The organism is Acinetobacter chinensis (assembly GCF_002165375.2).
In the GTDB taxonomy this organism is placed as follows: domain Bacteria; phylum Pseudomonadota; class Gammaproteobacteria; order Pseudomonadales; family Moraxellaceae; genus Acinetobacter; species Acinetobacter chinensis.
This window is the reverse complement of the sequence record NZ_CP032134.1, coordinates 925,054-946,776: the sequence shown is the minus strand read 5'-3', so window position 1 is coordinate 946,776 and position 21,723 is coordinate 925,054. Positions and strand designations below refer to the sequence as shown.

The following is a 21,723-nucleotide window of genomic DNA, read 5'->3' as shown; positions in this document are numbered from 1 at the left end:
ACCACAACAGCGCCTGCACTCATGCAGGCGTTTGATATAAGGGGGACTGACTCTCATGACTATGCCAGATCGCACACCATCCCGCGAATTACAGGAACATCTCTGGGTTTTTCCAATGGACTACCCAATTAAACTCATTGGTAATGCTGGTACAGAACTGCACGTTGCAGTCCTGGAAATTTTAGTGAAACATTTCCCTGAGTTTGATGGAGCGACTTTATCAGTTCAGCCTTCGCGTACAGGTAAATATCACTCCATTACTGCGCAGCTCCGTTTTGAAGAACTGGAACAGGTACATCAGCTTTATGCCGATCTTGCAGCCTGCCCTCTGATTAAAACAGCACTGTAATCTGCTTTAAAAACACGCCTGCTGGCGTGTTTTTTTATGTCTCCACAGTCTTTTTCAGCTCCACAGTTCAGTTGAAAAGTCTATAATTGGACAAACAGTTTTGACGAAAAGGATACCTGTTCTGTGAATGATACTGTTCTGAAACCCAAGCTGATTATTCGACACTTTGAAACAGCGGTTGAATATGCTGACCGTTTTCAGGCAATGAAAAACCTGACAGAAAACCGTGATGAAAATACACCCGATGAACTGTGGATTTTGCAACATCATGATGTACTGACACAGGGACAGGCAGGAAAACCTGAACATATCCTGACACATACGGATATTCCTGTGGTTCAGAGCGACCGCGGCGGTCAGATTACATGGCATGGTCCTGGTCAGATGGTGGTCTATTTCATGTTTGATTTAAACCGACTGAAATGGAATGTCCGCAGTCTGGTGTCCTATGCTGAAAATCTGATGATTGAACTGCTGAAAAAATATGGCATCACGGCATATGCTAAAGCAGATGCACCAGGTGTATATGTTGATGAACGTAAAATTGGGTCTCTGGGTTTTAAAATCCGTAAAGGACGTAGTTATCACGGCTTAGCGTTAAATATTGACTGCGATCTGACCGGATTTCACACGATTAATCCATGTGGTTATGCAGGACTTGAAATGGTCAGAGTCATGGATCTTATTCCTGAAACTTATCCACGTTTTGAAAACTTCTGTGCAGATGTGATTGAATCTTTAAAAGACAGCGGTTACTTTAATGACGTAGAAGTCATAGAACAATAAAAGACTTTGCATTTCACACAAAAACAAATTAGAGTATTTGCTCTAATTTATAATTATTTTTACAATAGGGACTCGCGAGTGATTACAAGTAAATCTGTAAAACCCGCTCTGCAACAGGCTTATGTCAAACTCATGATGGATGTGATTGGCAGAGGTCTGGTTATGGCGAGCCAGGTCGATGAAGAAATTAAACAGGAAGTTGCAAAATTTCCTACAGGTTTCGTTCTGTCCATGAATGTATTTCTAGATGGTCCTGCATTCATTGCCAGAGTCAGTGAACAGAAACAGCTGGAGCTGCTTGATACTGCACAGCAGAAACCGGATCTGACCATTACGTTCAAACATCTGAGCCATGCATTTCTGGTCTTTTCATTTCAGGAAAGTACGGCTTTGGCATTTGCACATGACCGTATGATTGCAGATGGCGATTTAGCCCATGCGATCCGGCTCGTCCGCTGCCTCAATAAAATGGAAGCGCTGATTCTGCCGAAACTGGTTGCAGAACTGGCAGTAAAACAGTACCCAGGCGATTTAAGCCTGAAAGAAAAATTAACAGGAGCTGCCAGTATTTATCTGAAAGTAGCTCAGTCCTATCTGAAACGGAGTGCATAACATGGCTAAGCCTTATTACGAATTTTTCTGTCCAGTCAAAGTCATTGCTGGTCATGCTGCACTCGAGCACATTCCGTTTGAACTTGCTTCACTGGGTTCAAAACGTCCAATGATCATTACAGACAAGGGTGTCCGCGCAAATAACCTGCTGGCACCTCTTGAAGCTGCTTTTGAATCCACCAATGTAGAAATTGGTTTTGTCTTTGATGATGTTCCACCAGATTCAAGTCTTGAAACAGTCCGCGCTGCAGCTCAGGCATATCGTACCAACAACTGTGATGCGATCATTGCAGTAGGCGGTGGTTCTGTTATTGATACATCAAAAGCAACCAACATCCTGGTGACTGAAGGTGGAGATGATCTGCTGAAATATTCAGGTGCGCATAACCTGCCTAAACCGCTGAAACCTTTCTTTGTGATCCCAACCACTTCAGGTACAGGCTCAGAAGTGACCATGGTTGCCGTGGTTTCAGATAATCAGAAGCACGTCAAAATACCTTTTGCATCCAATTACCTGATGCCAAATGCTGCCATTCTTGACCCGCGCATGACACTGACCCTTCCACCACACCTGACAGCAATGACAGCGATGGATGCACTGACACATGCCGTTGAAGCCTATACCTGTATGGCTGCCAACCCAATTTCTGATGCCTATGCAACAGCTGCAATCAAAAAAGTATGTGGCAGCCTGTTCGATGTGCTGGATAATCCAGCTGATGAACACGGTCGTCTGGAACTGGCTCAGGCTTCCACTATGGCAGGCATTGCATTTTCAAACTCCATGGTCGGGCTTGTCCACTCACTGGGTCATGCATTAGGTGCTGTTGCCCATCTGCCCCATGGCTTATGTATGAACCTGTTCCTGCCGTATGTACTTGAATACAACAAAGAAGTAAATGGCGATAAAATCGGTGACTTACTGTTGCCACTGGCAGGACCTGACATTTATGCTCAGACCCCTGCTCATTTACGTGCAGACAAAGCCGTATCCACCATCCTGGCCATGCGTGACCGCCTGTTTACTCTGACTAAACTGCCCCGCACTTTAAGCGAGACTGGAAAAGTAACTGAAGCTCAGCTGGATGATGTCGCTGAAAAAGCGCTGAATGATGGTTCGATTATTTATAACCCTAAAGAAGCGAACCTGGAAGACCTGAAAAACATTCTGAAAAAGGCTTGGTAATACACTTTAAATAAGCCAATATAGATCCACACAGAGCCTGGTGATTTTATATACACCAGGCTTTTATCATATCAATAACCCTGTAAGACATTTTTTCAGCAGACTGGCTTAAGTTCTGCTAAAAAAAATCACAAAGTTACTGACAAAAGGTACCAATCTGGTATAGATTGGCGCACTTTTGTTTTATTCGTAGGGGGGATCGTTCGTCTCAAACGATCCTTGGTATATATGACTGATCCTTGATCAACGATTAAGAGGATAACGCCGTTGACAAATATCTCTGGGACTCAATCGGCAGCTAAACTGCAAAAAACGCTGGGCTTCTGGCACATTATCATTATTGGTTTAGCTTATATTCAACCTATGACCCTGTTTGATACTTTTGGTTTAGTATCTGAAGAAAGTCATTTTCACGTTCCAACATCTTATATTATTGCGCTGATCGCAATTTTATTCACTTCCATCAGTTATGGGCACATGATCCGCCGTTATCCGTCTTCGGGTTCTGCGTACACCTATGCTCAGAAATCCATTCACCCAAATGTCGGGTTTATGGTGGGATGGTCATCCTGGCTGGATTATTTATTGTCCCCAATGGTCAATATTATTCTTGCTGTGATTTATCTGGAAGCACTGTTCCCTGACGTGAATCACTGGGTATGGGTTGTCGGCTTAACTGCGGTCATGACCGGGGTTAACCTCCGTGGTGCCAAGTTTGTTGCCAACTTTAACAGTCTGATTGTTCTGGTTCAGCTTGCAGTGATTGCATACTTTACCTGGATGGTTTACCAGCTGCTTGCAGGTGGTGTAAATGCTGACGGTACACTGGTCAATGCAAAATACCAGTTATGGAGTCTGGAGCCGTTCTGGAATGAAATGACAAGTCTGGGTGCACTGATTACTGGTGCGACCTTACTGTGCTTCTCTTTCACAGGATTTGACTCTTTAAGTTCACTAGCAGAAGAAACAAAAGACACTGAAAAGACCTTGCCTCGTGCAATTTTCATGACTGCGTTATTTGCAGGGATAATTTTTATTATCAGTACTTACTTCATGCAGATTTACTTCCCGAACGATCCAAAAACTTATTTTGAAGATGTTGCTGCAACTCAGCCCGATATTTTACAGGCTGTAGGTGGTGTCGCATTCAAAACTGTGGTGCTGTATTTTGCAATTATCACAGTGATGGCTTCGGGTATTTCAGCGCATGCAGGTGTATCACGCCTGATGTATGTCATGGGTCGTGATGGCGTAATCAACAAAAAGATTTTCGGTCATATCAGTCCAAAGAACTTTACACCTTCTTATAACATTCTGATTGTTGGTGTTGTTGCCCTGACTGCCGGTTTCATGGACCTGGACATTGTGATTTCAATGATCAGCTTTGGTGCGCTGACTGCATTTACTTTTGTGAATCTGTCGGTTATTTCACGCTATGCTTTACGTGATGGACGTACCAAGAGCTTCAAAGAGATTCTCAGCTTTGTCATTATTCCACTGCTTGGTTTTATCAGTATCTTTGCCATGTGGCTTGAAATTGAAGAAACTGCACTGAAATTCGGTTTATGGTGGGCAATGTTCGGTATCCTTTATCTGGGATACAAAACCAAGGGCTTTAAGCACCCTGCGCCACAGCATAATGAGTTTGATGACAGACTCTGATACCTCGGTACACAGACTGCTTTCATCATCAGTAAAAAAGACGCTTCAGCGTCTTTTTTACTTTTAACAGAAATTCTGAAACATATAGCTTTAAAGTTTCATTTAAAAGATTCTGCAATCAAAACCCATTTCAGTTTTTATAATGCCACCCTCAAATCCAAGCTTCTGAATAAACAGTGGTCTGTCTGCAACAATTTTGCTTTCTTCCTCATTCAGCCTGTGTCTGTTATTCAATGCCAGCTGGTAAGTTTCATCCACCACGAACTGAAAAATATTACAGACTTCCTGCTGTTTGGCTGGTTTTAAAGAGGCCTTACCTCGAACAACATTAAAATCATCGCGTTTTAAATTGTTGCCCCACTGGTCTATCCTCTGACTGAAATTATTATTCATATTTTTCAAAGCCACTCTGATTTCTTCAGGACTGACTTTCTCTACAGCATCTACAGGTTTTGCCACCTGTTCAGCAAAAACAGGCATGACCATACTGCATGACAACAGCAGCATGAGTCCCTTTACACAGGTTTTCAGATTCAGTTGAACAGACATAGGCTAATAATAAATTGATTTACTTAACTTACTTTATACAGGCTGAGTTTTAGATCATAAAGCCGCATTAAAATACGCTTACATAATTCTGTTGCCACAGAACTGATCTGCATAAAAAAACCATCCTGACGGATGGCTGTTTAGATTTTTATTTCAATTCCTGAAAACCCTGCTGACGCCAGGCTTCATACAGAATAACTGCCGTCGCATTGGATAAATTCAAACTACGGGAATTCGGTGCCATTGGCAGACGGATCCAGTGTTCCTGAGGGAACATCATGCGCACATCTTCAGGCAGACCACGGGTTTCAGGACCCATCAGTAAAGCCACAGGACGATTTAAATTCGAGGTATGGGGTGTTTCTGAACCTTTGGTAGTTAAAGGATAGATTGCTTCCAGATCAATCCCTTGCGCTTTTAAATGCACAAGACATTCTGCAAAGTTTTCCCACACTTTCATGTGTGCCCATTCATGATAATCCAGTCCGGCACGGCGCAATTTTTTATCATCCAGTTCAAAACCTAAAGGTTTAACCAGATGCAACTGCGCACCTGTATTGGCACATAAACGGATGATATTCCCTGTATTTGCAGGAATTTCAGGTTCAAATAAAACAACATGTATCACGTATTTTCTCTACTGCCCTTAATCTCTCCTATCCTCCCTTTTCAAAGGGAGGAACTCCCCTCTTTTAAAGAAGGGGTTGGGGAGATTTTATCGCCATCTTAACTGTTCACGTAAACTGACCACTTCACCAATAATGGTTAAAGTCGGTGCCTGAATATGATTTTCTTCAACTTTTGAAGCGATATCTGCCAAAGTACCCACCACGACTTTCTGATCAGGTGTTGTCCCTTTGGAAATCAATGCCACTGGCATATCAGGACGCTGACCATGCGCGATGAGTTTTTCACAGATTTTTTCCAATCCAACCAAGCCCATATACAGAACCAGTGTCTGATTTTCATAGACCAGTTCATGCCACGGCAACTCAGGAGAACCTTCTTTTAGATGCCCAGTAAGGAAGCGGACGCTTTGTGCATAATCACGATGGGTTAACGGAATACCTGCATAAGCAGAACAGCCTGATGCTGCGGTAATTCCAGGCACAACCTGAAAAGTAACACCTGCTGCAAACAGTTCCTGAATTTCTTCACCACCGCGCCCAAAGATAAATGGATCACCACCTTTCAGACGGCAGACACGTTTACCCTGCGAGGCATATTCAACCAGTAAAGCGTTTATACCATCCTGTGGCACAGAATGATTGGAACGCGCTTTGCCCACATAGACTTTTTCAGCATCACGGCGACAGAGTTCCATAATCGCAGGTGACACCAGACGATCATATATGACCACATCAGCCTGCTGCATTAAACGCAGGGCTTTTAGGGTCAGTAGCTCAGGATCACCAGGTCCTGCACCCACCAGATAGACTTCACCTTTCGGTTTTTGCCATTCTGTCAAAGCCTGTTCAATCAAACGGTCAGCTTCAGCCAGACGATCATTGAACACCTGTTCTTTCAGCGGACTTGCATACAGATCTTCCCAAAAGATACGGCGCTCATCAGGATTACTGATCTGCTCCTTCACCACTTTACGCCATTTACCGGAAAAATCAGCCAGCTTACCCATCCCATGTGGAACAGCAGCTTCAAGTTGAGTACGGATCTGACGCGCCAGTACAGGCGAAGCACCATTGGTTGCAACCGAGATCACCAATGGCGAACGGTCAATAATTGCAGGCACCATAAAGCGACAATGCGGAGGATCATCCACACTGTTGACCAAAACATTCAAATCTTCACAGGCTTCAAAAACTGACTGATTGACTGCTTTATCATTGGTCGCTGCAATCACCAGACGATAGCCGCTCAGACCGATGTCGGTATTGAATTTTTCAGCATGAAACTGCCCATGTGTAGAATGAACAATATCCAGCAGGCCTTCTTCAATTTCAGGTGCAACCACATGAATGACTGCACCCGCTTTGGCAAGTAAAGTTGCCTTGCGCAAGGCAATGCTTCCACCACCGACAATCAGACACGGTTGCTGTTGCAACTTTAAAGAGACTGGAAAAATATCCATGGGAACCTCAATTGTTTATTTCTGATTGTCTAAAGCAATTTTCATGCTCAAATGAGATCAATAAACGTCTTTCATCTGTAATCAGATGAGGACATGATACTGTCTGATTCAAAAAGCCTGCGCTATATGACTACAGAGCAGGCTTTTTAACTTAGTCGATGTACGTTGTACCCGCCATATACGGACGCAGCACTTCAGGAATTTCAATCGAACCATCTGCACGCTGATAGTTTTCCATCACAGCAAGCAAGGTACGACCAACCGCCAGACCTGAACCATTCAAAGTATGAACGAATTCAGTTTTCTTCTGGTCTGCACGGTAACGTGCTTTCATACGGCGTGCCTGGAAATCCCACATGTTTGAACATGAAGAAATTTCACGATAAGTTTCCTGGCTTGGCACCCAGACTTCCAGATCGTAAGTTTTGCATGCGCCAAAGCCCATGTCGCCACCACATAACACGATTTTACGGTATGGCAAACCGAGTGCCTGCAGGATACCTTCTGCATGACCTGTTAAATCTTCCAGAGCCTGCATAGAGTCTTCAGGTTTTACAATCTGAACCATTTCAACTTTGTCGAACTGGTGCTGACGGATCAGACCACGGGTATCACGACCATAAGAACCTGCTTCACTGCGGAAACACGGCGTATGTGCTGCATATTTCAGTGGCAGACGTTCAGGATCAACAATTTCATCACGCACGAAATTGGTGACTGGAACTTCAGCTGTAGGAATCAGGTAATATTCTTTTTCACCCTGTAATTTGAATAAATCTTCTTCAAATTTAGGCAGCTGACCTGTACCACGCAGTGAATCTGCATTGACCAGATACGGTACATAGGCTTCTGTATAGCCATTTTTAAGGGTGTGGGTATCGAGCATGAACTGAGTCAATGCACGTTGTAAACGCGCCAATGGACCTTTCAATACGCTGAATCGTGTACCTGTCAGTTTGGTCGCAGTTTCAAACTCCAGACCACCCATCATTTCGCCCAGGTCAGTATGATCTTTGATTTCAAAATCAAACTGGCGAGGTGTGCCCCATTTTAAAACTTCAACGTTGTCACTTTCGTCTTTACCTTCAGGTACCGACTCATGTGGCATGTTTGGAATAGACATCAGTTTTGCATCAAGCTCTGCCTGAAGTTCATTCAGTTCAGTTTCAGCAGCTTTAATTTCATCACCAATGGCAGACATACGCGCCATGATCTCAGAGGCATCTCCGCCAGATTTTTTAATCTGACCTACCTGTTTAGCGCCACTGTTACGCTCTGCCTGAAGATTTTCAGTGCGGGACTGAATTTCCTTACGACGTGCTTCCAGTGATGCCCATTCTTCTACGTTGAGTTGCACACCACGTTTTGCTAAGGCTAAATTTACAGCCTCAATATTATTTCTGATTAATTTAGGGTCGATCATAGCCAGTCTTTTAAAGGGAAAAACTGGCTATAGTGTAAGCTCTTCACTGTAAAAAATACAGTGACAGACTTTGCAGCTGAATCTTAATAAAGCAATATTGATATAAATTTAAATTAAGAAGCTGCGTACTGAGGTAATTCAGGCAGATATTCCGGCTTGATCAGTTTCTTAACAATATGATAAGGCAAAGTCAGTTCAGACATTCCTTCTGCATAGCTGGCCAGTTCATATAATGGATACACAAATACAAGACCGTTTACACCATAGTAATAATTATCACTGAGCTGTAATTTTGATTTTTCAATATTGTGTTCACTCAGCCACATCGTATTGGACTCATAGATTGCATCACGTATTTTCTGCTCTGCTCCTTTAACCAGAATATCCTGCAATGCAAGTCGTTGCTGGCTGATCAGGTCAAAATTCACATATTCCACATGGTACATACCATGTGCTGCGCCTGCGCTGTAGTTATACGTACTGAGAGCAAACGTTGCAATATTATAGTGCTGCCCGATATAACGGATATCGGCTGAACTGCTGCTCAGCCCCTGCTCATCTGTTTTATCTTTTTCTTCAGCCGGGTTCTGTACAGCAGCATCCTGATTGAATACAACAGGGTCTGCTTTTTTCAGCCGATCCATAAAATAGTCGTTGATCCAGCTGACATTGGTTTCAACAGTCTGCAGGTCATAACGGGTACAGCCCTGATTGTCGCAGATTTCTGATTTCGCAAGTTTTACAGGAATGATTTTTGACTGAATCAATGGTACACCTGTGGCTTCCACTGCTGCCTTCTGTTCAACCGCAGGTTTTTCCTGGCACCCTGAAAAAATCATAACAGATGCAACAACTGGGACTGCCACCATCCACTTTTTATACTTTTTCTGTGTCATGCCTGATACCCCCGAGTATTCAACTTTTAATGTCTTTCACTATACAAAGTAGGACTTTATAATAAAATTTTAAAATGTATCTGACGTTTGTTTTTCACCCACTCGCAAGAAAAAGATCAATAAAACAGCACTGACTGAGCTGATTTTTTTATTCCGTCGACAGATCAACCACGTTGCCATGAAAACAGCACCTGATGCAAAAACCTGTGCCTGTCTCCCTCCATGGATACACTGCTCCATTAATTCTTCAGAAGAATCACGGTTACTGACTCCGTAAAATGCCTTATGAGCCTTTGTGCTCAATGCGAGATAGATCTCCACACAGCAGTTTTCCATGCAAAAAAGAGCAACTTCCGTTGCTCTTTTCCGACCTCATATAGCTGTAACAGATCTTTTACTGATCAATAATATCCGTGCCCTTAGGTGGCGCAAAATTAAATGTTGCTGCCGGGATAGCAGGGTTCACTTTTACATTGGCAAAACGCACATAGGTTGTCTGACCCAGTGAGTCTTCAAGAATCATCAGATTAGGTGCTTTATTTGTACCGAAGCTGATGGTCAGGCTTTGAAATGCCCCCTCACTGTCTTTAGGGAACAGCGTGTAATACGTTTTCGCACTGTTTGGCTGTGTTACACGATAAGACTTCATGATCTGACTGGTATTTCCTGACAGTAACAGTGCAGGTGTGTTTGCCACCTGATCATCCAGACTCTGACGCACTGCCTGTTGCAGATCCGGATCATAAATCCAGACTGTTTTACCTGTGGTCACAATGGTCTGTTTTGCAGGACTGGTGGTTTCCCAGAAAAACTTACCAGGTCTTTCCACCTTCATTGTACCTTTGAAAGTCTGATTCATATGCTGAGCGGTTAAACCTTTCTTTGGCGCAGCTTTACCACCGGTTGCCTTAGTCGTCTGTTCAAACGATGCTGACAGACTGCGGATACCGCTGAGCTGCTTAACCAGGTTTGACGTCGCCTGTTGCTCCGATGCAGCTGCAGCTGCAAAAACCGTTGTGCTCATTGCAGGTGCGAGCACAGCTGCACTGATTGCTACGACACCCATCGTTTTACGAAGCATATTCATGTATTCACCTTTTATATTTGCTTAAGTGCAATTTTTCAGATTTCTCATCTTAAACCAGTTTAAAGACTCAAAAACTGAGAAAATAAGAAGTTTTGTATTGTTATTTATGCTTATTTATCCAAAGTATCCATCATGATGGAGAACTCTGTTTATTTTTCAGCCAGTCTTTGGGTATAAAAAAGCCCGCAATTAAGCGGGCTTTTCCGAACTGTTAAAACTTACACTTCAACAGATACATAGCGACGGCCAAACTGACCCTTCACTTCAAATTTGATTACGCCGTCAGCAGTAGCGAACAAAGTATGGTCACGGCCCATACCTACGTTTGCACCAGCGTGGAATTCTGTACCACGTTGACGAACGATAATGTTACCAGCAGTCACAGCTTGACCACCGTACATTTTAACACCTAACATTTTAGGATTCGAGTCACGACCGTTTTTAGTCGAACCACCGGCTTTTTTAGTTGCCATGTCTATTTACTCCTAGTGGATTAGCCTGCAATCGCAGTAATTTTCAACTCAGTGAACCATTGACGGTGACCTTGTTGTTTACGGTAATGTTTACGACGACGCATTTTGATGATGCGGATTTTGTCGTGACGACCGTGACTAACCACTTCTGCAGTTACTTTAGCGCCAGCTACAACTGGAGCACCGATCTGAATGCTTTCACCGTTAACAACCATTAATACATCATCAAATGTAATAGTTGCGCCAGTTTCAGCTTTCAACAATTCTACTTTAAGGGTTTCACCCTCAACTACACGGTGCTGTTTACCACCGCTCTGGATTACTGCGTACATAACGTACTCCATCATACCCGTGTTGTCGTGCCGGTAAAGGGATATACCGATCTTAAAACGATCGCCACTGGGGTCACACATAAGGGGACATATTTTAGGTGAAAATCATAAAAACAACAAGCATATCCCCTAAAATTTATACAGGATAGCCCCGATTATTTTTTCAGCACTGAAAAATATGAACAATAATGCAACCATATACCTTTGATTTAATCCTTCGGGATAGATTTTCAAATACAATTCGCTACTATAGACTACGTAAAACCGAACCATACCTACATCTTTTACAGGACTTAGGCATGCGTTCCATGGAAAACCATGCAGATGCAGAGAGCTGTAGACATAACCGCCCTGTACAGCAGGTCCTCCCGAAAGTATAAACAGCCAGCATTGCTGTATCTGAAACGGTCAGCAATATACAGATAAAGGGGTTTCTCTTCACATGACCATCGATTTTAAGCAAGACATTCTCGCTCCGGTTGCTACAGACTTCGCCGCGATGGACAAATTTATCAATGAAGGGATTACTTCCAAAGTTGCACTGGTTATGGCGGTCAGCAAGCATGTGGTTGAAGCAGGCGGTAAACGTATGCGCCCGATCATGTGCCTGCTTGCTGCCAGAGCCTGTGGTGCGGATGAAATGGAACCCTACCGTAAACTTGCTGCCATTATTGAAATGCTGCATACCGCAACCCTGGTGCATGATGACGTTGTCGATGAATCCGGTCTCAGACGTGGACGCCCAACTGCCAATGCAACCTGGAACAATCAGACGGCTGTTTTAGTCGGTGACTTTTTGATTTCCCGCGCATTTGATCTGCTGGTTGATCTGGATAACATGACTCTGCTGAAAGACTTTTCCACTGGAACCTGTGAAATTGCTGAAGGTGAAGTGCTCCAGCTTCAGGCTCAGCATCAGCCTGATACAAATGAACAAACATACCTGGATATTATTCATGGTAAAACATCCCGACTGTTTGAACTGGCTACCGAAGGTGCTGCCATTCTTGCGGGCAAACCTGAGTACCGTGAACCGCTGAGACTCTTTGCAGGACACTTTGGTAATGCTTTTCAGATTATTGACGATATTCTGGATTACACCTCAGATGCAGAAACATTAGGTAAAAATATTGGTGATGATCTGATGGAAGGTAAACCGACTTTACCTTTAATCTCTGCTTTAGCGAACACCACAGGTCATGAACATGAAATCATCCGTCGCAGTATTGCAACCGGTGGAACATCAGATCTGGAACAGGTCATCAGCATCGTTCAGTCTTCTGGCGCACTGGACTACTGCCGTAAACGGGCACACGAAGAAACCGAGTCAGCTGTTTCGGCTTTGCAGAAACTGCCTGAGAGTGAATACACACAGGCACTGTATAATCTGGCACAGCTTGCATTACACCGAATTCAATAAAATTATATTTTGCCTATGCAGTTACAATTTAACGATCTTTTCCTGAAAATGCAGCAACAGCTTGAGACTTCTCAGGCTGTTCTGTCTGATGAGTTACTGATTGAGCTGGTGAATCGAATCCGCCCTGGTGACATTAAAAACAATGAAGAAATACATCAGAAATTTCAGGCACTGATTCAGGCCCTCCTGCTGACACCCAATGCTGTTTCAACTCTGCAACGTTTTTTACTTCAGCTGATCAGCCGATACAAACAGTCTTCTTTATATGCCGATACAGGCATTCTGTCTCTGGATGGTTTCTGGAATCAGCTGTTTCAGCGTTTAGGGGCACATTTCCTGCCTATGATCAACGATGAAACCCAGCTGCAGGATCTGGTGCGTCGGGTATTCCATCAGCGCAGTGATAAAGACTGGCTGATCTGCATTCACAGTTCTGAATGGCAACAGCTGTTCAGCCTGCTGAACACAGGGCATGGATATCAGCATGAAAAACTGGAAATCAAACGTGAACTGATCAAAGCCATTACTGTCCTGTCCTATCGGATCAGTGGTATTGGTCTGTATCCTGAGTTTATCAGTGCCTATCCTGAGCTGACCGAATATGAATCTCCATTCCTGGTTCAGAACCGGGAAATTATTGAGTTTATCGAAGCCTATAAAAAGCTGCACCGCAATGCAGACGAAATCAATGTTCAACCTCAGCCTGATGCCTCACAGGCACTGGTGATGATTGAGCAGTGCCGCGATGTGGTTTTAAAAATCCGTCGTGCAACCCGACGCATTGGTGTCAGTATCAGCCTGACTTATCTGCTGTCCCTGCTGGAACAGTGTCTGGATCGGATTGAAATACTGCTGAACCTGATCACAGAAGAAGATGAAATCCGGTATGAGTCTCTGGGCACGCTGCTGGAAGATGTAACCGAAGCCATTTACAGTGAACAGAGCGTCCGCTCACTGCTGACCACCAACAGTGAACTGATTGCTTTACAGGTCACAGAAAATGCCAGTAAAACCGGTGAACATTATGTAAGTACAGATAAGCAGGGTTTCCTGGGCATGTACAAAGCAGCAGCAGGTGCAGGTGTCATCATTGCACTGATGGCCACCTTTAAAATTCTGGCTGCCAGACTGACCCTTGCCCCGATGATGCATGCATTTATTTACAGCATGAACTACTCACTGGGCTTTATGCTGATCCATGTTCTGCATTTTACGGTTGCAACCAAACAGCCAGCCATGACCGCTGCTGCACTTGCTTCAACCGTTCAACAGCGCAGAGGCTCCAAAACTGCTCAGATTGCAGAACTGGCTGCCTTGATTATCAATATTATCCGTACTCAGTTTGTGGCGATTCTTGGCAATATATCCATTGCCATTCCTACAGCTGCAGTGGTTACATGGCTCTGGCAAGTGACCATGCACGAACCTTTACTTGCACATACCAAAGCCGCTGCCCTCCTGCACAGTCTGAATCCATTTACATCACTGGCAGTTCCACATGCAGCCATAGCAGGCGTATGCCTGTTTCTGTCTGGCTTAATTGCTGGATATTTTGACAATATGGCGGTTTACAGAAAAGTGGGACCACGCTTAAAAGCCCATGTCCGACTGAAAAATCTGATGGGACAGGAACGTCTGAATAAGTTTGCCGGCTATATAGAAACCAATCTGGGCGCACTGGCAGGTAATTTCCTGTTCGGTATCATGCTTGGAAGTATGGGAACCATTGGTTTTATTCTGGGATTGCCACTTGATATCCGCCATATTGCTTTTGCTTCGGCAAACTTCATACAGGGCTTGATGAGTATCAATGGTACACCTGAAATTGGCTTGATTATTGTGTCCTTTTTAGGGGTACTGATGATTGGGATGACCAACCTGTTCGTGAGTTTCAGCCTGACCATTATTGTGGCTTTACGTGCCCGCCGTGTCCGTTTCGAACAGTGGAAACCGCTTGCAAAACTGGTTCTGACTCACTTCCTGACCCGCCCAAGTGATTTTTTCTGGCCGCCTAAAGACCCTTTGGTTGTGAACGATTCTTCACAAAACCACAAGAATACCCACTGATTTTTTTGTTATATTTATATTGTTTTATGTTACAGATACACAAAAACAAATCAGCATAATTTACACGCACTTGAAATAAAGTGTACTGATGAGTACACTTTAGTCCATTAAATAACCGTGCTCTGATCGGTTAAAATGACAAGGATTCCGACATGCCTTATCTGCTGTTATCGGTCGGTTGTTTTTTGTTTATTATCAGTATGTTGCTTTTGTTTATTCCTGCTTTTCATGTCCATGATCTGAATGCAGTGATATGGATGAGTCAGCATCGCACTGATTCGATGAACAATTTTGCAACTGTATTGTCGACAATAGGCGGCATGCCAGGTGTATTATTTTTAGCCACTCTATGGTGTTTGTGCCTGACCTGGTATAAAAAGTATACGAACATTGTTTTTATCGTTACAGGACTGTCAGGAAGTTTTGCAACTGCATGGCTGCTTAAATTCGTATTTTCAAGACCCCGTCCTCCTGAAATGTACCACCTGGTTGAAAGTTACGGTGCGTCATTTCCAAGTGCTCATAGTTTCTATGCAGCAACGCTCGGATGTCTTGCAATTTACCTCAGCATGAAACATACAGCACATAAACTGATTTTCCTGTGTGCATTGATATGGATACTGATGATGGGTGTTTCAAGAGTTTATCTTGGTGTTCATTACCCTACGGATGTCCTGTCGGGCTGGAGCATTAGCTTCATTTGGATTTCGCTGCTTTATCTGCTGTTTACCCAAAACAGTAAAGTGCAAACAAATGATTAAAATTTTAGATATAAATCTAACTGAGGTGGAATAATGATGTCTGCAAAGCTTTGGGCTCCGACCCTTACTGCTTGCGCATTAGCAACAAGTATCGCACTTGTTGGTTGTAGCAAAGATCCAAAAGATGCACAGCAAGCTGCTGCTGCTCAACAGATGCCTCCCACAGAAGTAGGTATTATTGTTGCGCAGCCACAGAGTGTGGAACAGTCTGTCGAACTGTCAGGCCGTACCACCGCATTTGAAGTTTCAGAAGTTCGTCCACAGACCAGTGGTGTGATTCTGAAGCGTCTGTTTACTGAAGGCAGCTATGTTCGCGAAGGTCAGGCACTCTATGAAGTTGATGCCCGTACCAACCGTGCAAGTGCCGACAGTGCTCGTGCTGCTTTGGCTCGTCAGCAAGCAAATCTGAATGTATTACGTGTGAAAGAAGGTCGTTACCGTCAGCTGGTTGGCAGTAATGCAATTTCAAAACAGGAATATGATGACATCGTGGCTCAGGTAAAACTGGCTGAAGCTGATCTTGCAGCGACTCAGGCAGAACTGAAAAATGCTGAAATCAACTTAGGTTATTCAACTGTCCGCGCCCCAATTTCAGGTCAGACCAACCGTTCTACTGTGACGGCTGGTGCTTTGGTGACAGCAAATCAGGCTGATCCACTGGTGACAATTCAGCGTCTTGATCCAATTTATGTAGACATGAATCAGTCAAGTGCTGAACTGCTCCGTCTGCGTCAGCAGCTGAGTAAAGGCAGCCTGGACAGCAGTAACAACACTAAAGTCAAACTGAAACTTGAAGATGGCAGCTACTATCCTGTTGAAGGACGTCTTGCCTTTTCTGATGCCAGTGTAAATCCTGAAACAGGTACTGTGACTTTACGTGCGGTCTTCCCTAACCCGAATCATCTGTTACTGCCTGGTATGTTTGCCAATGCTCAGATTGTTCAGGGTGTGATTCCAAATGCATTCCTGATTCCTCAGGCAGCAATCACCCGCACACCAACAGGTCAGGCAATGGCTATGCTGGTCAATGCAAAAGGTCAGGTTGAAACACGTCCTGTGACGACTGTCGGTGTTCAGGGCAAAGACTGGATCGTGACTGAAGGTCTGCAGGCCGGTGACAAAGTCATTGTGGATGGTATTGCTAAAGTAAAACCTGAACAGCCGGTGACTGCAAAGCCTTATCAAGCTCAGCCTGAAGCACAACCAGGTCAGCCTGCTTCGAAACAGGCTCAGTCAGCTCAACCTGCTCCTGCGAGCAAAACGACTGAAGAAAAAGCTACTTCACACGCATAAGGGGTAGACTTCAATGGCTCAATTTTTTATTCATCGCCCGATTTTTGCATGGGTGATTGCATTGGTCATCATGCTGGCGGGTGTACTCACGCTGTCAAAAATGCCAATTGCACAGTATCCGACCATTGCTCCACCAACAGTTTCCATTTCGGCAACTTATCCTGGTGCATCTGCTGAAACTGTAGAAAATACAGTGACTCAGATTATTGAGCAGCAAATGAACGGTCTGGATGGCTTACGTTATATTTCATCCAACAGTGCCGGTAACGGTCAGGCTTCCATTACCCTGAACTTCGAACAGGGTGTTGATCCTGATATTGCACAGGTTCAGGTGCAGAACAAACTTCAGTCAGCGACAGCGCTGTTACCTGAAGATGTTCAGCGTCAGGGTGTGAAAGTCACTAAATCAGGTGCCAGCTTCTTACAGGTACTTGCATTTTATTCACCTGATGGCAACCTTTCAGCAGATGACATTAAAGACTATGTAAACTCCAATATTTCTGAACCCCTCAGCCGTGTGGCAGGTGTGGGTGAAGTACAGGTGTTTGGTGGTTCTTATGCAATGCGTATCTGGCTTGATCCTGCAAAAATGACCAGCTTTGGTGTTACACCAAGTGATATTGCTGCAGCGATCCGCTCGCAGAACTCTCAGGTTGCAGTCGGTCAGTTAGGTGGCGCACCAGCAGTTGAAGGTCAGGTTCTGAATGCAACTGTCAATGCACAGAGCATGCTGACTACACCTGAACAGTTTAAAAATATTTTCCTTCGTAATACTTCAGATGGTGCTCAGGTACGCCTGGGTGATGTAGCCCGTGTTGAACTGGGTGCAGATACCTATCAGTTTGATTCAAAATACAACGGCAAACCTGCCGGTGGTGTTGCAATTAAACTCGCAACCGGTGCAAACGCACTGGATACAGCTGAAGCAGTTGAAGCCCGTCTGGTTGAACTTCGTAAGAACTATCCGACAGGAATGAAAGATGATCTTGCATTCGATACAACGCCATTTATTAAACTTTCAATTGAAAGTGTAGTACATACGCTGATTGAAGCTGTCATCCTTGTATTCTTTGTGATGTTCCTGTTCCTTCAGAACTGGCGTGCAACCATTATTCCAACCATGGCAGTACCGGTTGTTGTACTGGGAACATTTGCTGTCATCAACATGTTCGGTTTCTCGATCAATACGCTCACCATGTTCGCCATGGTACTCGCCATCGGTCTGTTAGTGGATGACGCAATTGTTGTCGTGGAAAACGTTGAACGTGTGATGGTCGAAGATCATCTTGATCCTGTTGAAGCCACTGAAATCTCCATGAAACAGATTTCTGGTGCCTTGATTGGTATTACCTCTGTACTGACTGCGGTATTCGTACCAATGGCTTTCTTTGGTGGTACAACAGGCGTAATTTACCGTCAGTTCTCCATCACGCTTGTGACAGCCATGATTCTGTCACTGATTGTGGCTCTGACCTTCACCCCTGCCCTGTGTGCAACGATTCTGAAACAGCATGAACCAGGCAAAGAAGAAAGCAACGGTGTTTTTGCCCGCTTCTTCCGCTGGTTCAACAATGCCTTTGACCGCACTGCTGATAAATATCAGAACGGCGTAAACCGCATGACACATCACAAACTGTTCTCAGGCGTGATTTATGCAGTCGTTATTGCGCTGCTGGTGGGTGTGTTCATCAAAATGCCGAAATCATTCCTTCCTGATGAAGATCAGGGTGTGGTAATGACGCTGGTACAGTTACCGCCAAACGCAACGCTTGACCGTACAGGTAAAGTCGTTGATACCATGACGGACTTCTTCCTGCATGACAAAGCCAATGCTGTACAGTCTGTGTTCAGTGTTGCCGGCTTCTCATTTACAGGTATTGGTCAGAACGCAGGTCTTGCTTTCATTAAACTGAAAGACTGGAGTGAGCGTACAACGCCAGAACAGCAGATCGGTGCTGTGATCCAGCGTGGTATGGCACTGAACATGATTGCAAAAGATGCCTCTTATGTAATGCCGTTACAGTTACCTGCAATGCCTGAACTGGGTGTAACCGCTGGTTTTAACCTTCAGCTGAAAGATCCAGGTGGTCAGGGTCATGACAAACTGATTGCTGCACGAAATGCAATTCTGGGTATGGCATCTCAGGACAAGCGCCTGGTGGGTGTACGTCCGAACGGTCAGGAAGATACACCTCAGTATCAGATTGAAATTGATCAGGCTCAGGCGGGTGCAATGGGTGTCAGTATTGCTGATATCAATTCAACCATGAGCATGGCGTGGGGTGGTTCATACATCAATGACTTCGTAGACCGTGGTCGTGTGAAGAAAGTTTATGTCCAGGGTGAAGCGGATGCACGCATGATGCCGGAAGACCTGAACAAATGGTATGTCCGTAACAACAAAGGCGTGATGGTTCCATTCTCTGCATTTGCAACAGGCAAATGGACATATGGTTCACCTCGTCTTGAACGTTATAACGGCGTTTCATCTGTGAACCTTCAGGGTACTCCAGCACCTGGTATCAGCTCTGGTGATGCAATGAAAGCAATGGAAGAAATTGTTGCCAAACTGCCATCCATGGGCTTACAGGGCTTCGATTATGAGTGGACAGGTCTGTCACTTGAAGAACGTGAATCTGGTGATCAGGCTCCATTCCTCTATGCACTGTCTCTGCTGATTGTATTCCTGTGTCTTGCTGCACTGTATGAAAGCTGGTCTATTCCATTCTCAGTCCTGCTGGTTGTTCCATTAGGTATTCTGGGTGCTGTGTTGCTGACTTATCTGGGTATGATCATTAAAGGTGACCCAAATCTGTCCAACAACATCTACTTCCAGGTCGCAATGATTGCCGTAATTGGTCTGTCTGCGAAAAACGCGATTCTGATTGTGGAATTTGCCAAAGAACTTCAGGAAAAAGGCGAAGATCTGTTTGATGCAACGCTTCATGCTGCAAGAATGCGTTTACGTCCTATTATCATGACTACACTTGCTTTCGGTTTTGGTGTACTGCCTCTTGCGCTTGCAAGCGGTGCAGGCGCAGGAAGCCAGCACTCTGTAGGTTATGGTGTACTGGGTGGCGTAATCAGTTCAACACTGCTGGGTATTTTCTTTATCCCTGTGTTCTTCGTATGGATCCGCAGTATCTTTAAATATAAACCTAAAAAAATTAACACTCAGGAGCAATCATCGTGATGCAGAATATATGGTCTGTTTCAGGTCGTAGCATTGCGGTATCTGCACTTGCGCTTGCTTTGACTGCATGTCAAAGCATGCGTGGCCCAGAACCCGTAGCGCAGACAAATCTGCCAACAAGTTATATCAGTAATGCATCGGGTACATCTGTTGCAGAACAGGGTTATAAAGATTTCTTCTCTGACCCTCGTCTCATTCAGACGCTTGATCTGGCACTTCAGAATAACCGTGATCTGCGTGTAGCAGCACTGAATATTGAAAAAGCGCAGGAGCAATACCAGATTACGAAAACTGCGCTGTTACCCTCTATCGGTGCAAGCGGCAGTGTATTGCGTCAGGTATCCCCTACCCGTGATCCAAACAACCCATATTCAACCTATCAGGTTGGATTGGGGATCACGGCTTATGAGCTGGACTTCTGGGGACGTATCCGTAGCTTACGTGACAACATCCTGGACACATACTTAGCAACTGCCAGTGCCAAAGATTCCACTCAGATTGCACTGATTGGACAAGTGACACAGGCATGGCTGAACTATTCTTTTGCCAGCTCTCAGTTGAAACTTGCAGACCAGACACTGAAAGCTCAGCTTGAATCCTACAATCTGAACAAAAAGCGTTTTGATGTTGGTATCGACAGTGAAGTTCCTGTCCGTCAGGCACAGATTTCTGTTGAAACAGCACGTAATGATGTTGCCAACTATAAAACACAGGTTGCACAGGCTCAGAACCTGTTAAATCTGCTGGTTGGCCAGCAGCTGCCTGCAAATTTATTGCCTGCACAGCGTGTCACAAAAATTACCAATACCACGGTACTCCAGTCAGGTCTTCCAAGTGATCTGCTGAATAACCGTCCTGATGTTAAAGCTGCAGAATACAAACTGTCTGCTGCCGGTGCGAATATTGGTGCTGCGAAAGCCAAAATGTTCCCGACCATCAGCCTGACTGGTAACTTAGGTTATGCTTCCACTGATCTCAGCGATCTGTTCAAATCAGGTTCATTCCTTTGGTCTGTTGGACCAAGTCTGGATGTGCCTTTGTTTGACTGGGGCGTGCGTAAAGCAAATGTAAAAGTTTCAGAAATTGACCAGAAAATTGCTCTGGCTGATTATGAAAAATCCATTCAGTCTGCTTTCCGTGAAGTCAATGATGCACTGGCTGTCCGTCAGAATATCGGTGACCGTCTCTCTGCACAAAAACGCTTAGTCGAAGCAACAAATACAACCTATAAACTGTCCAATGCCCGCTTCCGTGCCGGTATTGACAGTTATTTGACTGTACTGGATGCACAGCGTGCGTCTTATGCAGCTGAACAGGGCTTACTGTTGCTGGAGCAGGCAAACTTAAACAACCAGGTTGAAGTTTATAAATCCCTCGGTGGTGGCGTAAAAGTCAATACAGGCGATGCGACACTGCAGCAGCCTTCTACAGCTCAGCGTCAGGCTGACAGCAAATAATATCAGCACTGATTTAAAAGCTCACTTCGGTGGGCTTTTTTATTGCTTTTTAAACAGGCTTTGCCTATCTTCAGAGACAGTTTCCTTA

Annotated in this window: 19 protein-coding genes; 11 read left to right on the top strand and 8 right to left on the bottom strand. The window is 44.5% G+C overall.

The window, feature by feature from the left end:
• Nucleotides 1-61 precede the first annotated feature (61 nt).
• The 5 genes from CDG60_RS05340 (at nt 62) to CDG60_RS05315 (ending at nt 4,595) form a co-directional block, all read left to right on the top strand.
• A complete protein-coding gene (locus CDG60_RS05340; protein WP_087513501.1) occupies nt 62-349 on the top strand; it encodes a YbeD family protein in 288 nt (95 codons plus the stop codon).
• A gap of 123 nt (nt 350-472) precedes the next feature.
• Nucleotides 473-1,135, top strand: coding sequence for a lipoyl(octanoyl) transferase LipB (gene lipB / locus CDG60_RS05335; RefSeq protein WP_087513502.1), 663 nt, complete (start codon nt 473-475; stop codon nt 1,133-1,135).
• A 78-nt stretch (nt 1,136-1,213) separates the two neighbouring features.
• Nucleotides 1,214-1,747, top strand: coding sequence for a hypothetical protein (locus CDG60_RS05330; protein WP_087513503.1), 534 nt, complete (start codon nt 1,214-1,216; stop codon nt 1,745-1,747).
• 1 nt (nt 1,748) lies between these two features.
• On the top strand, nt 1,749-2,933 hold the full coding sequence (locus tag CDG60_RS05325) for an iron-containing alcohol dehydrogenase (RefSeq protein ID WP_087513504.1): 1,185 nt from the start codon (nt 1,749-1,751) through the stop codon (nt 2,931-2,933).
• 267 nt (nt 2,934-3,200) lie between these two features.
• A complete protein-coding gene (locus CDG60_RS05315; RefSeq protein WP_087513505.1) occupies nt 3,201-4,595 on the top strand; it encodes an APC family permease in 1,395 nt (464 codons plus the stop codon).
• A 102-nt stretch (nt 4,596-4,697) separates the two neighbouring features.
• Here the strand turns inward: CDG60_RS05315 and CDG60_RS05310 are convergent, their stop codons facing one another.
• The 8 genes from CDG60_RS05310 to rplU form a co-directional block, all read right to left on the bottom strand.
• Complete coding sequence (locus tag CDG60_RS05310) at nt 4,698-5,144, bottom strand: hypothetical protein (RefSeq protein WP_087513506.1); 447 nt, start codon at nt 5,142-5,144, stop codon at nt 4,698-4,700.
• Between the two features lie 148 nt (nt 5,145-5,292).
• On the bottom strand, nt 5,293-5,772 hold the full coding sequence (locus CDG60_RS05305; RefSeq protein WP_087513507.1) for a tRNA (cytidine(34)-2'-O)-methyltransferase: 480 nt from the start codon (nt 5,770-5,772) through the stop codon (nt 5,293-5,295).
• Nucleotides 5,773-5,859: 87 nt separating this feature from the next.
• On the bottom strand, nt 5,860-7,233 hold the full coding sequence (gene cysG / locus CDG60_RS05300) for a siroheme synthase CysG (RefSeq protein WP_087513508.1): 1,374 nt from the start codon (nt 7,231-7,233) through the stop codon (nt 5,860-5,862).
• A 151-nt stretch (nt 7,234-7,384) separates the two neighbouring features.
• Entirely contained in the window at nt 7,385-8,656 is a 1,272-nt protein-coding gene (gene serS / locus CDG60_RS05295) for a serine--tRNA ligase (RefSeq protein ID WP_087513509.1), read from the bottom strand.
• Between the two features lie 113 nt (nt 8,657-8,769).
• Complete coding sequence (locus tag CDG60_RS05290; RefSeq protein WP_087513510.1) at nt 8,770-9,552, bottom strand: RsiV family protein; 783 nt, start codon at nt 9,550-9,552, stop codon at nt 8,770-8,772.
• A gap of 394 nt (nt 9,553-9,946) precedes the next feature.
• On the bottom strand, nt 9,947-10,639 hold the full coding sequence (lolA, locus tag CDG60_RS05280) for an outer membrane lipoprotein periplasmic chaperone LolA (protein WP_087513512.1): 693 nt from the start codon (nt 10,637-10,639) through the stop codon (nt 9,947-9,949).
• Between the two features lie 218 nt (nt 10,640-10,857).
• The gene (gene rpmA / locus CDG60_RS05275) at nt 10,858-11,112 is read right to left on the bottom strand and encodes a 50S ribosomal protein L27 (protein WP_004828213.1); all 255 of its coding nucleotides are present in this window, start codon (nt 11,110-11,112) and stop codon (nt 10,858-10,860) included.
• Nucleotides 11,113-11,132: 20 nt separating this feature from the next.
• Nucleotides 11,133-11,444, bottom strand: a complete 312-nt coding sequence (gene rplU / locus CDG60_RS05270) for a 50S ribosomal protein L21 (protein WP_087513513.1) — start codon at nt 11,442-11,444, stop codon at nt 11,133-11,135.
• Between the two features lie 442 nt (nt 11,445-11,886).
• On the opposite strand from rplU, the gene sdsA reads away from it, so the two are divergent.
• The 6 genes from sdsA (at nt 11,887) to adeK (ending at nt 21,635) form a co-directional block, all read left to right on the top strand.
• Nucleotides 11,887-12,864, top strand: coding sequence for an All-trans-nonaprenyl-diphosphate synthase (gene sdsA / locus CDG60_RS05265; protein ID WP_087513514.1), 978 nt, complete (start codon nt 11,887-11,889; stop codon nt 12,862-12,864).
• 15 nt (nt 12,865-12,879) lie between these two features.
• On the top strand, nt 12,880-14,931 hold the full coding sequence (locus tag CDG60_RS05260) for a site-specific recombinase (RefSeq protein WP_087513515.1): 2,052 nt from the start codon (nt 12,880-12,882) through the stop codon (nt 14,929-14,931).
• Between the two features lie 152 nt (nt 14,932-15,083).
• Complete coding sequence (locus CDG60_RS05255; protein WP_087513516.1) at nt 15,084-15,692, top strand: phosphatase PAP2 family protein; 609 nt, start codon at nt 15,084-15,086, stop codon at nt 15,690-15,692.
• A gap of 33 nt (nt 15,693-15,725) precedes the next feature.
• Complete coding sequence (locus CDG60_RS05250) at nt 15,726-16,985, top strand: efflux RND transporter periplasmic adaptor subunit (protein WP_087513517.1); 1,260 nt, start codon at nt 15,726-15,728, stop codon at nt 16,983-16,985.
• Between the two features lie 13 nt (nt 16,986-16,998).
• Nucleotides 16,999-20,178 (top strand): multidrug efflux RND transporter permease subunit AdeJ, encoded by a 3,180-nt coding sequence (gene adeJ / locus CDG60_RS05245; protein ID WP_087513518.1) that lies wholly within the window; start codon nt 16,999-17,001, stop codon nt 20,176-20,178.
• Entirely contained in the window at nt 20,178-21,635 is a 1,458-nt protein-coding gene (adeK, locus tag CDG60_RS05240; protein WP_087513519.1) for a multidrug efflux RND transporter AdeIJK outer membrane channel subunit AdeK, read from the top strand. Before adeJ ends, adeK begins: the two co-directional genes overlap by 1 nt.
• Nucleotides 21,636-21,723: the final 88 nt, after the last annotated feature.

Excerpts from the sequence above, each read along its gene's own strand:
- CDG60_RS05340 (WP_087513501.1), top strand. The coding sequence starts at position 62 with ATGCCAGATCGCACACCATCCCGCGAATTACAGGAACATCTCTGGGTT.
- CDG60_RS05325 (WP_087513504.1), top strand. The coding sequence starts at position 1,749 with ATGGCTAAGCCTTATTACGAATTTTTCTGTCCAGTCAAAGTCATTGCT.
- CDG60_RS05310 (WP_087513506.1), bottom strand. The coding sequence starts at position 5,144 with ATGTCTGTTCAACTGAATCTGAAAACCTGTGTAAAGGGACTCATGCTG.
- cysG (WP_087513508.1), bottom strand. The coding sequence starts at position 7,233 with ATGGATATTTTTCCAGTCTCTTTAAAGTTGCAACAGCAACCGTGTCTG.
- serS (WP_087513509.1), bottom strand. The coding sequence starts at position 8,656 with ATGATCGACCCTAAATTAATCAGAAATAATATTGAGGCTGTAAATTTA.
- CDG60_RS05290 (WP_087513510.1), bottom strand. The coding sequence starts at position 9,552 with ATGACACAGAAAAAGTATAAAAAGTGGATGGTGGCAGTCCCAGTTGTT.
- lolA (WP_087513512.1), bottom strand. The coding sequence starts at position 10,639 with ATGAATATGCTTCGTAAAACGATGGGTGTCGTAGCAATCAGTGCAGCT.
- rpmA (WP_004828213.1), bottom strand. The coding sequence starts at position 11,112 with ATGGCAACTAAAAAAGCCGGTGGTTCGACTAAAAACGGTCGTGACTCG.
- rplU (WP_087513513.1), bottom strand. The coding sequence starts at position 11,444 with ATGTACGCAGTAATCCAGAGCGGTGGTAAACAGCACCGTGTAGTTGAG.
- sdsA (WP_087513514.1), top strand. The coding sequence starts at position 11,887 with ATGACCATCGATTTTAAGCAAGACATTCTCGCTCCGGTTGCTACAGAC.
- CDG60_RS05260 (WP_087513515.1), top strand. The coding sequence starts at position 12,880 with ATGCAGTTACAATTTAACGATCTTTTCCTGAAAATGCAGCAACAGCTT.
- CDG60_RS05255 (WP_087513516.1), top strand. The coding sequence starts at position 15,084 with ATGCCTTATCTGCTGTTATCGGTCGGTTGTTTTTTGTTTATTATCAGT.
- CDG60_RS05250 (WP_087513517.1), top strand. The coding sequence starts at position 15,726 with ATGATGTCTGCAAAGCTTTGGGCTCCGACCCTTACTGCTTGCGCATTA.
- adeJ (WP_087513518.1), top strand. The coding sequence starts at position 16,999 with ATGGCTCAATTTTTTATTCATCGCCCGATTTTTGCATGGGTGATTGCA.
- adeK (WP_087513519.1), top strand. The coding sequence starts at position 20,178 with ATGCAGAATATATGGTCTGTTTCAGGTCGTAGCATTGCGGTATCTGCA.